This window comes from Mesorhizobium sp. ANAO-SY3R2 (assembly GCF_042466635.1).
Taxonomy (GTDB): Bacteria; Pseudomonadota; Alphaproteobacteria; order Rhizobiales; family Rhizobiaceae; genus Aminobacter.
Genome location: NZ_CP159955.1, coordinates 941,435 through 954,697, shown reverse-complemented (window position 1 = coordinate 954,697; position 13,263 = coordinate 941,435). Strand labels below are relative to the sequence as shown.

Annotated in this window: 14 protein-coding genes; 7 read left to right on the top strand and 7 right to left on the bottom strand. The window is 62.3% G+C overall.

Going from position 1 to position 13,263, the window contains the following annotated elements:
* Positions 1-85: 85 nt before the first annotated feature.
* Positions 86-979: an oxygenase MpaB family protein gene (locus ABSY17_RS09390; protein WP_378949676.1), complete on the bottom strand. Its 894-nt coding sequence runs from the start codon at positions 977-979 to the stop codon at positions 86-88.
* 143 nt (positions 980-1,122) lie between these two features.
* Between ABSY17_RS09390 and ABSY17_RS09385 the strand changes: the two genes are divergently transcribed.
* On the top strand, positions 1,123-1,491 hold the full coding sequence (locus ABSY17_RS09385; protein WP_378949674.1) for a hypothetical protein: 369 nt from the start codon (positions 1,123-1,125) through the stop codon (positions 1,489-1,491).
* 15 nt (positions 1,492-1,506) lie between these two features.
* On the opposite strand, the gene ABSY17_RS09380 is transcribed toward ABSY17_RS09385, so the two are convergent.
* From ABSY17_RS09380 to ABSY17_RS09370, 3 genes are all read right to left on the bottom strand, one after another.
* A complete protein-coding gene (locus tag ABSY17_RS09380; RefSeq protein WP_378949673.1) occupies positions 1,507-2,664 on the bottom strand; it encodes a branched-chain amino acid ABC transporter substrate-binding protein in 1,158 nt (385 codons plus the stop codon).
* Positions 2,665-3,199: 535 nt separating this feature from the next.
* Positions 3,200-3,679 (bottom strand): GNAT family N-acetyltransferase, encoded by a 480-nt coding sequence (locus tag ABSY17_RS09375; RefSeq protein ID WP_378949671.1) that lies wholly within the window; start codon positions 3,677-3,679, stop codon positions 3,200-3,202.
* Between the two features lie 9 nt (positions 3,680-3,688).
* Complete coding sequence (locus ABSY17_RS09370; protein ID WP_378949669.1) at positions 3,689-4,753, bottom strand: transglycosylase SLT domain-containing protein; 1,065 nt, start codon at positions 4,751-4,753, stop codon at positions 3,689-3,691.
* Between the two features lie 176 nt (positions 4,754-4,929).
* Here ABSY17_RS09370 and ABSY17_RS09365 point away from each other — a divergent pair, with 176 nt between their 5' ends.
* On the top strand, positions 4,930-5,511 hold the full coding sequence (locus tag ABSY17_RS09365; RefSeq protein WP_378949667.1) for a methylated-DNA--[protein]-cysteine S-methyltransferase: 582 nt from the start codon (positions 4,930-4,932) through the stop codon (positions 5,509-5,511).
* A gap of 30 nt (positions 5,512-5,541) precedes the next feature.
* Here ABSY17_RS09365 and ABSY17_RS09360 read toward each other — a convergent pair whose 3' ends face one another.
* Positions 5,542-5,871: a hypothetical protein gene (locus ABSY17_RS09360; RefSeq protein WP_378949665.1), complete on the bottom strand. Its 330-nt coding sequence runs from the start codon at positions 5,869-5,871 to the stop codon at positions 5,542-5,544.
* Positions 5,872-6,185: 314 nt separating this feature from the next.
* On the opposite strand from ABSY17_RS09360, the gene ABSY17_RS09355 reads away from it, so the two are divergent.
* Positions 6,186-6,395 carry a cold-shock protein gene (locus tag ABSY17_RS09355; protein ID WP_378949663.1) on the top strand — a complete coding sequence of 70 codons (210 nt, stop codon included), beginning with the start codon at positions 6,186-6,188 and terminating at the stop codon, positions 6,393-6,395.
* A gap of 464 nt (positions 6,396-6,859) precedes the next feature.
* Here ABSY17_RS09355 and ABSY17_RS09350 read toward each other — a convergent pair whose 3' ends face one another.
* Both ABSY17_RS09350 and ABSY17_RS09345 read right to left on the bottom strand, forming a co-directional pair.
* A complete protein-coding gene (locus ABSY17_RS09350) occupies positions 6,860-7,699 on the bottom strand; it encodes an EAL domain-containing protein (protein WP_378949661.1) in 840 nt (279 codons plus the stop codon).
* Positions 7,696-8,604, bottom strand: a complete 909-nt coding sequence (locus ABSY17_RS09345) for an EAL domain-containing protein (RefSeq protein ID WP_378949659.1) — start codon at positions 8,602-8,604, stop codon at positions 7,696-7,698. Before ABSY17_RS09345 ends, ABSY17_RS09350 begins: the two co-directional genes overlap by 4 nt.
* 255 nt (positions 8,605-8,859) lie before the next feature.
* On the opposite strand from ABSY17_RS09345, the gene ABSY17_RS09340 reads away from it, so the two are divergent.
* The 4 genes from ABSY17_RS09340 (at position 8,860) to ABSY17_RS09325 (ending at position 13,072) form a co-directional block, all read left to right on the top strand.
* A complete protein-coding gene (locus tag ABSY17_RS09340) occupies positions 8,860-10,062 on the top strand; it encodes a pyridoxal phosphate-dependent aminotransferase (protein WP_378949657.1) in 1,203 nt (400 codons plus the stop codon).
* Between the two features lie 279 nt (positions 10,063-10,341).
* On the top strand, positions 10,342-10,677 hold the full coding sequence (locus ABSY17_RS09335) for a hypothetical protein (protein WP_378949655.1): 336 nt from the start codon (positions 10,342-10,344) through the stop codon (positions 10,675-10,677).
* Between the two features lie 127 nt (positions 10,678-10,804).
* Entirely contained in the window at positions 10,805-10,975 is a 171-nt protein-coding gene (locus ABSY17_RS09330) for a hypothetical protein (protein ID WP_378949653.1), read from the top strand.
* A gap of 210 nt (positions 10,976-11,185) precedes the next feature.
* The gene (locus tag ABSY17_RS09325; RefSeq protein WP_378949651.1) at positions 11,186-13,072 is read left to right on the top strand and encodes an MFS transporter; all 1,887 of its coding nucleotides are present in this window, start codon (positions 11,186-11,188) and stop codon (positions 13,070-13,072) included.
* Positions 13,073-13,263: the final 191 nt, after the last annotated feature.

Sequence of the window (13,263 nt, the reverse complement as noted above, 5' to 3'; positions counted from 1 at the left end):
CAGATTTAAGACCCCGCGGAAGGCGCCTTTGGGCGCCTTCCTGCTTTTTGTGGCTCCCTATGGGTCGTCCAGACGGCGCCGCCCCTCACCGATACAGAAAATCCGGGCCCAGCCCCAGGCGCACCGAGGCCTGCGCCGGCGGAGCCTGCTTGAGCGGGATGCGGTCGGCGGCCTTCGCCACCAGTGCCACCATCGCGCGCTGCGCCGGCAGCAGGCCGGCCTCGCGCAACCCCAGCCTGTCGCGCAGCGGCTGCGGCACCAGGTCGACCGCCGCGCGCACCAGCATGCGCTGCACCGGGCGCGCGGCCCGGGGCCCGACCGGCACATTGCGCATGATGTCGAGGAACTCGATCAAGATGTCGGAGCGCCCGAGCTGTGGCTCGGTATCCCTGAACAGCCGCTCCCAAGCGTCGAGCGAGGCTGGCGCCCCGAGCGCACCGTAGAGCCGCGACGTCGCCGCCCCTTCCGCGAAACCCTGCGAGCGCTGCTCGCGCGACAGCGGCGAAACGAAGCGACTATAGGCCTCGATGAAGCCATAGGAGGCGGTCGCCTGCACCCAGTCGAGCAGGCGCTGGTCGCTGGCGCGGTAGGGCGTGCCGTCGGGCGTGGTGCCGGCGATGCGGTCATGCAGGCGCACCACGCGAGCGATCATTTGCTCGGCCGCGCTCTTTGGCCCGTAAACCGTCATCATGGCCGCCGCTCCCGTCCGCCGCAACCGCGTCAATGCGTCCTTGCGAAACGTGCTGTGGTCCCACACGCCATGGCGCACCGAAGGTTCGGCCAGTTCCAGAATCACGGCCGCCACCCCGCCGACAAACAGCGACACCGGATTCTTGAAGATGCGCCAGGAGACGGAGCGCGGCCCGACCAGCGCTGGCTCGCCCTTCGGCTCGGAGAAATCGAAGTCCATGCCGGGCGGCGGCGCGATCAAAGGGCCGGCCGCAGCGGCGACTCGGTCGGCGATTGCAGCCGTGAACATGACACCTCGCAGCAACGGTTGCGATCAGGGATCATGTAGGGACACAGGGCCGATGCGCAAGCCTTCGCGACCGGGGCCGTCTTCCGCACCCTCGTCATCTCCACCCTACCCCGCTACCCTGCCCGCAAAGCAGGAATCGCCGCATGCCCATCCCCTACGACCCATTCGACGAAATCCGCCGCGAGGCTTCGGGCATCAGCCTCGTCCCGCCGCAGGTGGTCGCCGACAACGCCGCCAAGGGTCTGGCGCTCAGGAAAAAGTTCGGGCGCGGCGGCACCGAGATAGGCGTCGGCCGCGCCGAGGAACTGGTCGCCCGCACCGAGCTTACGCCCCACACCATCAAGCGCATGGTCAGCTACTTCGCCCGTCACGAAGTCGACAAGCGCGGCAAGAACTACGGCAACGAACAAAACCCCTCTGCTGGCTACATCGCCTGGCTTCTATGGGGCGGCGACGAGGGCCGCGCCTGGGCGCTGGAGATGAAGGGGCGGATATGCGCTCCTACCGACTAGAGATTATTTGCGCGGCTACTCCTGCATCGCAGGGGAGTAGCCGCCAGTACCATCCGCCTTCCACACGTACCAAGCGACATCTGGCTCACGGCGATCGCCATTGGCGTCGAAAGTCAGCGTCCCCAGTACTGTCGGAATCGGAGCGCCTGAGCGAATAGCCTTGGCGACGGCCTTCGGATCACACTTGCCGGCAATTTCAATGCCCTTTGCCACCACCTGCACAGCCGCGTACGCTTTGAGCGTGTAGGCTTCCGGCTCGAAGCCTTTCGCCCTGAATCGCGCAACGACGGATTGCGCATCCGCGTGCTGGCGATCTTCTAGCGAGAACGCAAACATCGTTCTGGCCACACCAGCGCCTGCCGCATGGGGAAAATCGGCTGTAAAGATTCCATCTCCCGCGATGAACTGCGGCGTGAAACCGGCCTCGCTGGATTGGCGCACAAGCGTTGCCATCTCATTGGCCAGACCGCCGAAGAAGACCACATCGATCTTCTTATCGTTCATGCTGGCAATCAACCGAGACATATCCTTCTGTCCGACCTTGACTTTGGACATCAGCTTCTCTGCTTGCCCGGCCGCGTTCAAAGCGGCTTTTGCCTTGATGGCCAGACCGTCGCCGTATGGGGTACCGTCGCTCAGGATGGCGGCATTCCTGCCGGCAAATGCCTTGGCGATGTACTCTCCAGCCAGACGGCCCTGAACATCGTCTCGCCCCGCTGTCCGGTGCGTGTTCCAAAGGTTTTTTCCCTTGCCGCTGCGCTCGGTTAAAGATGGATTGGTCGATGCTGGACTGATCATGAAGACGCCCATCTTGGCGTACACTTCCGAAGCAGGGATCGACGCCCCGGAATTGAAATGGCCGACCACGAACCGCACGCCAGACTTGGCAAGATTCCTAGCCACCGCTTTCGCGGTCATGCCATCTCCCTTGTCGTCCACAACATCGATCTGGAGCTTCTGGCCGCCAATGCCCCCACTGGCGTTGATATCTTCGATCGCCAATTCCGCTCCTTGACGTATCTGTTCGCCCATTTGAGCAAACTGACCGGACATCGGAGCAGCGACGGCGATCCTTAAAGTAGCCTTTTCCTGCGCTATGGCGGGGAAGACCAACGCGCTAAGGATTGCCAGTATCACAGCAATCCACGCCCCGAATCTGTGCGAAAAAGTCATAGATCTCTGCTGCACTTCCATTGCCCCCAAGCCTTTGACGCGCCATCCAGAATAGACAGTCTGATATCGTTCTGCTTAGTTGTCTCATTTCACCATCGCCATTGTTGTCTGTCACCACCTGTCAGCATCCTGCGTGGGAAGACCGACCCGTTTTTCCACGCTCCCAAAACCTCCCGTGCAATCAATGCCAGTTCCTCCCGCGACGGCGATCTATTGGGAGGAGCCGGCGCCTCCGATCATGGGCTAACGTGGCTCATGGTCAGGGAAGATTCCGTCCGAGGGGTGAGAGCGGTTAGCGAAGCGGACGAAAAGCCAATTGCTTGGCTTTTCGAATGACGAACACCCGGAGGGTCCCTCCGGGCAATACAGCCCGAGTGCGATGTTTTTTGCCTCCCCTACCCCTCGACCGGTGAAGCCAGGTCGAGAAGGCGAGTCATGAGCACTTAAAGAGGGAGCGTTCCCTGACAAGGCCGGGCGCAAAGCTCGGGTGTGGCAAAGGAAAGGCACCGGCTATCCGGGTCGCCTGCGAAGAAAACTACCCGGCCCATCCGACCTCGACCATGCCGAGCTTGCGGTACAGCCTGACTGCGGCGGCACTGTCGACCAGATTAGTCTTGAGGTCGACATGCGCAGCACCGCGTGCCCTGAAGGCGGAAAAGACCTGCCGCAGCAATGCCTCGGCGATGCCCCTGCCGCGAAAGTCGGGATGCACCGCCAGATCCTTGATGAAGGCGCTGGTCCAGCATTGCGCCGCCCCGGCAAGCCGGCCGTCTCGGTCGAAGACCAGGAAACAAAGCGCTGGATCGAACTCCTCGTCGCCCGACAGCCAGCGCCACCATTCGTCTAAGGGCTGGTCGAAATCGTCGAAAGCAGTTTGCCAGAGCGCATGCAGCGCCGGCGCGTCGGAGGCTTGCAGCGTCCGCATCGAAAATCCGCCGGGCCATTCGGGCGCCTTGAGCGCAGCGCCGAGCATCATGCGCAGGCGAACGTCGTTTTCGCCCGGCGCCGAAGTCATCCTTGCGTCTCAGCCGCGATGGCGGGCGCGGTCGCGCCCCAGCCCGGTCTCGTCGAGCAGGCCCTTGCGCTTGGCGTGGTAATAATAGCCGCTCTGATAAAGCTTGTCGGCGCGGTCTTCGTCGCCGTCGGCGACCAGCCAGGCGCCGCGGAGATATTTCACGGCGAATTTCAGGTTGGTTTCGGCATCGAGCAGGCCGTTGGCCGGGCCATCATAGCCCATGCCGCGCGCGGTGGAGTGCTTGATCTGCATCAGGCCCCAATGGCCCCTGCTATAGGCTTGCGGGTTGAAGGTGCTTTCGCGGCTGACCACGCGCCGCACCAGTTGCTCCGGCACCTCGTAGAGCGCCGCATATTTCGAAATGAGCTCGTCGATCTTGCCGCGCGAGGCCAGGGCCGGGCTGTCGGGAGCGGCAAAGGACGCAGGCGAAAAATCCTCAAGCGCGACATTGCCCAGCGAGGCGACCTGGTAGCTGCGCGGCACCGGCGCCTTGGCCGGCAGGGCATATTCGGCGATCGTCGGTGCGGGCGGAAACTCGCCCTCAAGCTTCGGCGCATCGGCAGCGGCAACGACCTCGCCGCCGGCCATCGGTGCATCGAGGCCGGAAGCCGAGGATTTGGCTGCGGCAGCGGTCGCACCCGCCGCTGGCGCGGCGACGGCGGCAGCCACGGTCGATGGCGCGGTGATGGTTTCAGTTGCCTGGGCAGCCGGTGTCTGTGCCTGAGCGGTGGCGACCGGCGCTGCGGCAGCGGCTGCCGGAGCCTCGGGCGCAGCGGTGGCGGCAGCCAGGATCGCGCTCGCTGGCGCGCTCTCGGTGGCTGCATACGAAACCGGCACCACCGCCACGGTTTCGGGCAGCGCGAGGTCGGCTTCGGCCACCAAAGCAACATTGGTTTCGGAGGCCGAGGCAACGTCGGTTTCGGCGACCGAAGTTGGGTCACTGGTCGCGTTCACCGCGACATCCGTGCCGGTGGAAAGGTCGGTGCTGAGCACGGCCGTATTGGTCTGGCAGCCCGAAAGAAGGGCCACGGAGAAAGCCGCCGTGATCAGCAGTTGGGTCTTTATAACCGGCAAATCCACCCTCTGGTTAACGATTTTCGTCCCGCCCGTCCCTCCTTACAACAAGGACCCCGTCAGGGGCAATCCACAGACGAATGCACGTTTCGGGTGGAATATGGTCGTATTTCGTGCGAAAATGTTCATGTTTCGTACTAGTTTTGCACCAAAAACCGCGAATCGAGGAGACAGCCATGGACACCGCTATCTCCATCCCGCTGCCCGGAAATGCGGTCTTCGAAACCGCCCTCGGTTTCATGGCGCTGGCCTGGAGCGAAGCCGGCCTGACCCGACTATGCCTGCCCGAAAAATCCTGTGCCGCAGCCGAGCGCCGCCTGCTGCGCCTGACAGACGGAGCAGAGACCTTTGGCGGTCGGGTTTCACCCGACTGGATTGTCCTGCTCGTCGCCGACATCCGAAGATATGCCGAAGGAGCGAATATCGATTTCTCGGCCGTGCCAATCGATCTGGCCGGCGTCGATGATTTCCGCCGCGACATCTACGCCGCCGCGCGCAGATTGCACCATGGCGAGACCACCACCTATGGTGGACTGGCGGAAATGGCCGGGCACAAGGGGCTTTATCGCGAAACCGGATCGGCTTTGGGCAGCAACCCGATACCGCTCGTCATCCCCTGCCATCGCATCCTGGCGGCCGGGGGCAAGATCGGCGGCTTTTCGGCGACCGGCGGCGCAGCGATGAAGGAAACGATGCTGGACCTCGAAGGCGTCCGCCTCGGCCCACCCCCGTCGGCTCAGGCTTCTTTTGGCTTTTGAGGCATTTCCTCCGCCTCAGTTTCCTCCGCCTCAATAGTGCCAGAACAGCCGCCGCCTGTATGGAAACCAATCCCGTTCGATCTGCTTGCAATTGTAGACAGGGCAGGATTTGGCGTCGGAAGTAGGCACCGAGGTGATGTTTGCCTCCTCCCCCGCCTCGCAGAAGCCGTCATTCCTGACAAAGCGGTCGTAGCGCTGCACGCCCGAGCCTGGGGATTTCCAGCGCAGGATCACAGCGCCTTCGTTTCGAACGGCACGCTGGGCCTGCGCACAGCTCATGCTCGTCGAGTTGTAGCGCGAGATGGCCTCAGCCTCGACGGAGAGCATCATCAGGCAGATCGCCAGAAGAATGGTTTTCATCAAGAACTCCGAAGACTACCCGCGAGGGGCCCCACGCCACCTACACTCAACCGACATTCATCGATCGATCCCAATAAAACCGCCTTTGCGCGCCGCGGTTGCATGCCATTGGACCCCATTGAACCATCGTCTATTTGGCAGGGCTTGCATTCTCTGCCAATCACTCATATATGGGGCACGTTGATATTTCGGCCGACAGATCCGTGCCCCGCGACACACTCGCGTTTGCAGACGTCTATCTCCAAAATTTCGATACCACAGATCTGGCATTCACGCTCGATCAAGACCAACTGCAGACGACAAGGATTATCGCAATGGCAACTGGCACCGTTAAGTGGTTCAATGCAACCAAGGGCTTCGGCTTCATTCAGCCCGACGCAGGTGGCGCGGACGTGTTCGTCCACATCTCCGCTGTCGAGCGTTCGGGCATGGGCTCGCTGGCCGATGGCCAGAAGGTTAGCTTCGAGATCGAGCAGGACCGTCGTACCGGCCGCTCGTCTGCCGGAGCTCTCAAGGCAATCTGATTTTAAGGCGCGCGGGAGCGTAAGCTTCAATCGCGCCGCAAGTCACGGATGTACTGGCGGCAGCGCGACAAGCGCGCCGGAACTGAAACCGGGCAGACGATGCGGCAGATTGCCGTGAGCTGCAGGAATTCAGGATCCAGGATCGATTGCTGACAGGAAGGCGGGGTCTGACCCCGCCTTTTTCTTTGCCTGGTGGTTGGTGAATGCTTGGCCCGTTTGCTTTCAGGAAAAGCGGATGCGGGACAGCAAGCGGCAGATCGCCGGGATCGGTGTGGCGGCCCACGCAGAGCCACCAGCGGCCACATCATATGCAAAGCTGGCGCCCAACCATTACCAGCGCCTATGGTTGGCTGAGCTCAGAGTGCGACGCGTCCAATCGGACGCGCAAAGGACGCCCTGCCCATTTGTACCTGCGCAAGATGCGTTCTCTAGAGCAATTCCGATCTAGAGGGTTATGCGCGGGCCTATCCGAACAGCGGGATCACCACGCATTCGCCACGGCGATAGTGGGAAGCCTCGCGCGGACCGTCCTCGAAGAAGCTGCCGACCAGCATGGCCGGCTCGAGCAGGTCGCCCTTGACGAGATCGACGCCTGCGCCAAGCGCCAGTTCGAGGCGGCTTTCATCGTCGATGCCCTCGACCAGGACTTCGGCCCCTTGCGCCTTGAGTTCGGTAACCACCGGGCGCAGCAGCCGCCCGGTCGCAGCGTCGGCACAAAACCGCTCGAACGAGGCCCGGTCGAGCCGGACGATGTCGGCATGGATCCGTCTTGCAGTATCGACTTCAGGCTGGCCTGCGCCGTGATGGCCAAGGGCCACGCGCAGCCCCAGAGCGCGCAGTTCGTCGGCGAGCTTTTCGTCAGTGCCCTCGATCTCGCAGATCAACTGGCCCGCCTCAAAGCCTTCCTGGCCGAGCCTTTCCACCATGAAGCGCAGATCCTCGAGCCGCGGCGCATCGCCGTTGAAATTGTGCGAAAACAATAGCGAAATGCCTTCGACGCCGATGTTGTGGACATTGGCCAAGGGAAGCACTTCGCACATCCGAGCGATCATCACACGATCGTCGGCAGCCACTTGCGCCACAAAATCCGCCTTCGCGACCGGGCGGCCCCGCCGATAGGGCACAACCTCGGCGTCCACGGCCACGGGCGTCAGGCGGCCAGCCTCGTGCCTGAACACCGGCTGGATGACGCAGCGCAAACGGAAGTCGCCGTGAATACCGAACTCCAGGCCCACCTCGTCGGCCACGATCTTTCCGGCAAAATCCACCGGCAACGCACCAAACCCGAAAAACTCGTCACTCATGATAGCGTCCTTTTGCCGAAATTGCGGCTTGATCTCTGCGCGCGGCTCGCCGGTGAAGCTAGCTCGACGGATGCCGTAGTTCTGGTGCGCTGCCGGGTAACAACTTCCGGCAAGGAAGGTTCAAATTGGGTAAAACTGGCCGGAACGATTTGAGGCAAAGCCAACGCGAAGCCCTGCACCATCGAAGCACCTGAGCGTTCAGCCAACTGAACCTGCCAGCTTTCCTCAAGCCCTTCGAAGACGGTGCGAATGCCCTTGCCCTCGAAATTCGCCACCATCTCCTTGAGCAGCGCGAAGCCGGAACCCGATTCCATCAGCCGGCCGATCCAGTGGGCATCGAATTTCACTATGTCGGGCTCGATGTCCCTGATCCGCTTGATGTCGGATTCGTCGGACCCGAAATCATCGACTGCAATACGAAAGCCGTTGGTCTTGAGCACGCTTACGAAGTCGAAAAGCGCCTCCTCGGATGCGGGCTTCTTTTCGGTGACTTCGCAGACGATTCTGCGGGGGTCGATGCCCGCCTCGTTGAGCACCTGTCGCATGTCGCGCAACGCGTGCTCGGAAATCGAACGGTCAACAAAGACCGATGGATCGAAGTTGATGAAGATCGCTGCTTCCCTGGGCAGGAAAAGCGCGGCGTTGAGCAGATGCAGTGTCCGCGTCAGCGTTTCAACCTGGAAGCGTTCCGCAGCGTCGATGGAGTCAAAAAAGGCACCCGGCGCCACCGGTTCCTCATCGCGGAATGCGCGTATGAGGCCCTCGAAGGCGGTGACCAGCAGCTTGCCGGACTGGAAGGCGAAAATTGGCTGGAAGGCGCTACGCAGCGCATGGATGCCCCATACGCCGGACACAGATCCGTCGTCGTGCCGGATGATATGGGCGAGCCCGATGCTCTTCGACACGGTCCGTCCTATTCCGGCATGCTGGCGAGATTGCTCCGCCAAATTCCCACCTAAGATTTGATCGGCGGTTAACGTGACGTCTCAAAATTGATCAATTCTAGCGCAGGCATCAGGTTATGCACAGGCGTCCATCGCAACCGAAATGCAGATGAACCGGCGCCAAAGCGTCAATCCGCTTGCGATTCCCTGCGTCATGCGACAATAGAAGCCCGCGGTCGCGCGACCGCGTATTTTCCGAACCGGAGACTTCCAGTCATGGCCTTTCTTGCCGATGCCCTTTCCCGCGTTAAGCCTTCCGCGACCATCGCGGTCACGCAGAAAGCGCGCGAGCTGAAAAATGCCGGGCGCGACATCATCGGCCTGGGCGCTGGCGAGCCCGATTTCGATACGCCTGACAATATCAAGAATGCGGCGATCGAGGCGATCCGCCGTGGCGAGACCAAGTACCCGCCGGTTTCTGGCATCGCGCCGCTGCGCGAGGCCATCGCCAAGAAGTTCAAGCGCGAGAATAATCTCGACTACAAGCCCGAGCAGACCATCGTCGGCACCGGCGGCAAGCAGATTCTGTTCAACGCGTTCATGGCGACGCTGAACCCTGGCGACGAGGTCATCATCCCTCGCCCCTACTGGGTCAGCTATCCCGAAATGGTGGCCATCTGCGGCGGCACGCCGACCTTCGCCGAGACCAGCATCGACAACGGCTTCAAGCTGACGGCCGAGGCACTGGAGAAGGTGATCACGCCGAAGTCGAAGTGGCTAGTGATGAACTCGCCCTCCAACCCTTCGGGTGCGGCCTATACCGAGGCCGAACTGCGCGCCATCGCCGACGTGCTGCTCAAGCACCCGCATGTCTGGGTGCTGACCGACGACATGTACGAGCACCTCACCTATGGCGACTTCGTCTTCAAGACCATCGCCGAGGTCGAGCCGGCGCTCTACGACCGCACGCTGACGATGAACGGCGTCTCGAAGGCCTATGCCATGACCGGCTGGCGCATCGGCTACGCAGCCGGCCCGATCCAGCTGATCAAGGCAATGGACATGATCCAGGGCCAGCAGACGTCGGGCGCATGCACCATCGCGCAGTGGGCGTCGGTCGAAGCGCTCAACGGTCCGCAGGACTTTATCGCCAAGAACAAGGCGATCTTCCAGGCCCGCCGCGACCTCGTCGTGTCGATGCTCAACCAGGCGCGCGGCATCACCTGCCCGTCGCCGGAAGGCGCCTTCTACGTCTATCCGTCCTGCGCCGGACTGATCGGCAAGAAGACGCAAGGCGGCACCGTCATCACCGACGACGCCGTCTTCACCTCGGAACTGCTGGAAGCAGAAGGTGTGGCGGTGGTCCAGGGTTCGGCTTTCGGCCTCGGGCCCAACTTCCGTATCTCCTACGCCACCTCGGAAGCGCTTCTGGAAGAGGCCTGCACGCGCATCCAGCGCTTCACTGCCTCGCTTTCGTAAGCTCGAACAATATCGCGCGTCCATTCGGCGCGGATGGAAAGAAAAACCCGGCTCCGGCCGGGTTTTTCATTGCCGACATGCCCCGCCCAACGCCAACCGGCATGCAGCAGCGGCGAGGATTCTTTGAATCTCATACGCTGTTATAGATTTGCATGTTGCCGCTTCGGCCCGATTGCTGCTACCTTGAGACCAACTATATCCGCCGTCGGTGGCGGAGATGTGCAGAGGCAGCAATTGTATCAACGTAGACAGCAGCGGCAGGGGCTAAGGAGCACAAACATGCTCGCGCACCTGTTCTTTCTGCTGTTTTCTGCCTTTGCTGTGCTGACCGCCTCGGTTGCATCGGGTCTTGCGCAGCAAGGCATGGCGGACGCGCAAGCACAACTGGCACAGGGCAATTCTGCCGCTTGCTACGACAACCTGCTGGTTTTCCTCGCCGAAGATGACCACCGCCTCGCGCTTGCCGAATGCGACGGCGACGATGGTCCACCAATCCAGTTCCGGCACGACCTGCCGACTGAAGCAATAAATGCCGCCGGCTCCCCGGTCCCGTCGAGCTTCAATCTTCTGCGCGCGCGAACCAGCGCCCCGCGCGCGCCGCCAGTTCAGGTCTGACGGCGCAACGCGCCTTATCTGCGCCGCCTGGCTGGCCGACTAGCGACCAAAGCAAGCAAGACTGTCGCCATCTGCCGCTCATCGTAAACGGGACATGCGCGTCCCGGCACAGTTTCAGGAAATTGCCATGTCGAAGACCCATCCTCTCGGATTCCGGATCGAGCGCGACCTCAAGGAAGCACTCGTCAAGGCGGCCAAGGACGATCACCGCTCGGTGTCGTCGATGGTCGAAATCATCATCGCCCGGTGGCTGCGTGACCGCGGCTACCTCGTCGAAAAGGAAGAAAAGGCGGCCTGAGCCCGTCTTTCACTGAGCCTGGCACCGAGCCCGGCGGCACCGCGAATGCCGCCGCCGGGCGTCCTTCTACGACTAAGGTCATAATCCCAAAGCAGCGATGGATAACGGCCGCCTCCCGGCGTTATCGTTTTCACCGTCGTTAGGTTCGGCGGTTCCTGCCGAGATTCGTCTCCAGGCCCGAGACCGCCGACACTCTGGGAGGAGACATCTATGGCAATCTCGGCAACCGCCGGCGCCTCGCGGCGCGGCATGACGCGAGAAGAGAAGAAAGTCATCTTCGCTTCGTCGCTCGGTACCGTCTTCGAATGGTACGATTTCTATTTGTACGGCTCACTCGCCGCCTTCATCGGCGCGACCTTCTTCGCCTCTTATCCCGAGGCGACACGCAACATCTTCGCGCTGCTGGCTTTCGCCGCCGGCTTCCTCGTGCGCCCGTTCGGCGCGCTCGTCTTCGGCCGCATCGGCGATCTTGTCGGCCGCAAATACACCTTCCTTGTCACCATCCTGATCATGGGCCTGTCGACTTTCTTCGTCGGTCTACTGCCCGGCTCGGCCACCATCGGCATTGCCGCCCCGATCATCCTGATCGCGCTGCGCATGCTCCAGGGCCTGGCGCTCGGCGGCGAATATGGTGGTGCTGCGACCTATGTCGCCGAACACGCGCCGGACGATCGCCGCGGCTACTACACATCATGGATCCAGACGACGGCTACGCTTGGTCTGTTCCTGTCGCTGGTCGTCATCCTGGTCGTGCAGACCTGGCTCGGCAAGGAGGCCTTCGCCGCCTGGGGCTGGCGCGTGCCGTTCCTGCTTTCGTTCGCGCTGCTCGGCATTTCTGTCTGGATTCGTCTGTCGCTGTCGGAATCGCCTACCTTCAAGCGCATGAAGGAAGAGGGCAAGGGCTCCAAGGCGCCGCTCAAGGAAGCCTTCGGCCAGTGGAAGAACGCCAGGATCGCGCTGCTTGCCCTGTTCGGCCTGACTGCCGGCCAGGCCGTGGTGTGGTATTCGGGTCAGTTCTACGCCCTGTTCTTCCTGCAGAACGTGCTCAAGGTCGACGCGCAGTCGGTCAACATCATGATCGCGATTTCGCTGCTGCTCGGCACTGGCTTCTTCGTGCTGTTCGGCTGGCTGTCCGACAAGATCGGCCGCAAGCCTATCATCATGGCCGGCCTGGCGCTGGCGATCGTCACCTACTTCCCGCTGTTCAAGGCACTGACCTGGGCAGCGAACCCGGCACTCGCCACCGCCCAGCAGAACGTGCGTGCAACCGTCACCGCCGCGCCTAGCGACTGCAAGTTCCAGTTCAACCCGGTCGGCACGGCGAAATTCACCACATCCTGCGACATCGCCACCGCCTTCCTTACAAAGAACTCGGTGCCCTACGACGTCGTCGCCACGGCGGCAGCGGGCACTGCGGCCACCGTCAAGATCGGCAACGAAACCGTCGAATCCTATGACGCCATCGCTGCCGGCGATCAGGCCAAGGCCAAGGACGCTGCCTTCGTGAAGGCGGTCAACATCGCCCTTCACGACAGCGGCTATCCGCTGGTCCGGGCGACGGTCAAGGTTGCCGACCCGAAGCTGGATGCCTTCATCGCCGCCAACCCCGAGCTCAAGCTCGACGCTGCCGCTATCCGCGCCGGCGAAAAGGTGACGGTGCCGACGGAACAGGCGATCAAGGACAAGCTGGTCACTGCCGAAGAGGCAGCTGGCGCCCCTGAAGTCGGCTTCTTCAACATCCCCAATGGCGGTGCCTTCTCGATGGTGGCCGACCCGGCCCAGGTCAACTGGACAATGGTCATCGCCATCCTGTTCGTGCTCGTCGTCTACGTGACGATGGTCTACGGTCCGATCGCCGCGATCCTGGTCGAGATGTTCCCGACCCGCATCCGCTACACCGGCATGTCGCTGCCTTATCACATCGGCAACGGCTGGTTCGGCGGCTTGCTCCCGGCGACCGCCTTTGCCATGAGTGCCGCCAAGGGCGATATCTACTACGGCCTGTGGTACCCGATCGCGATTGCGGCAATGACGCTGATCATCGGCATGATCTTCGTCAAGGACACACTCGGCACGGATCTCCACGCCAAGGACTGATCCGCGATCATCAACGCAAGGCCCGGCAGGTGAAAACCCTGCCGGGCCTTTGCTTTTTGGGGCCGCGATCGCCACGCGCAGCCGCGCCCTTGCCCTGACTGCAAAGCCGTGTGACGATGCGGCCAATTGGGAGGAACAGACACGACGACACTGCCCGCGACGGCCGAACAGGCCGGCCGCCGCATTCAGGG

What these genes read in the sequence shown, in the direction of transcription:
- ABSY17_RS09390 (WP_378949676.1), bottom strand. Translation starts at nt 979, where the DNA reads ATGTTCACGGCTGCAATCGCCGACCGAGTCGCCGCTGCGGCCGGCCCT.
- ABSY17_RS09385 (WP_378949674.1), top strand. Translation starts at nt 1,123, where the DNA reads ATGCCCATCCCCTACGACCCATTCGACGAAATCCGCCGCGAGGCTTCG.
- ABSY17_RS09380 (WP_378949673.1), bottom strand. Translation starts at nt 2,664, where the DNA reads ATGACTTTTTCGCACAGATTCGGGGCGTGGATTGCTGTGATACTGGCA.
- ABSY17_RS09375 (WP_378949671.1), bottom strand. Translation starts at nt 3,679, where the DNA reads ATGACTTCGGCGCCGGGCGAAAACGACGTTCGCCTGCGCATGATGCTC.
- ABSY17_RS09365 (WP_378949667.1), top strand. Translation starts at nt 4,930, where the DNA reads ATGGACACCGCTATCTCCATCCCGCTGCCCGGAAATGCGGTCTTCGAA.
- ABSY17_RS09360 (WP_378949665.1), bottom strand. Translation starts at nt 5,871, where the DNA reads ATGAAAACCATTCTTCTGGCGATCTGCCTGATGATGCTCTCCGTCGAG.
- ABSY17_RS09355 (WP_378949663.1), top strand. Translation starts at nt 6,186, where the DNA reads ATGGCAACTGGCACCGTTAAGTGGTTCAATGCAACCAAGGGCTTCGGC.
- ABSY17_RS09350 (WP_378949661.1), bottom strand. Translation starts at nt 7,699, where the DNA reads ATGAGTGACGAGTTTTTCGGGTTTGGTGCGTTGCCGGTGGATTTTGCC.
- ABSY17_RS09340 (WP_378949657.1), top strand. Translation starts at nt 8,860, where the DNA reads ATGGCCTTTCTTGCCGATGCCCTTTCCCGCGTTAAGCCTTCCGCGACC.
- ABSY17_RS09335 (WP_378949655.1), top strand. Translation starts at nt 10,342, where the DNA reads ATGCTCGCGCACCTGTTCTTTCTGCTGTTTTCTGCCTTTGCTGTGCTG.
- ABSY17_RS09330 (WP_378949653.1), top strand. Translation starts at nt 10,805, where the DNA reads ATGTCGAAGACCCATCCTCTCGGATTCCGGATCGAGCGCGACCTCAAG.
- ABSY17_RS09325 (WP_378949651.1), top strand. Translation starts at nt 11,186, where the DNA reads ATGGCAATCTCGGCAACCGCCGGCGCCTCGCGGCGCGGCATGACGCGA.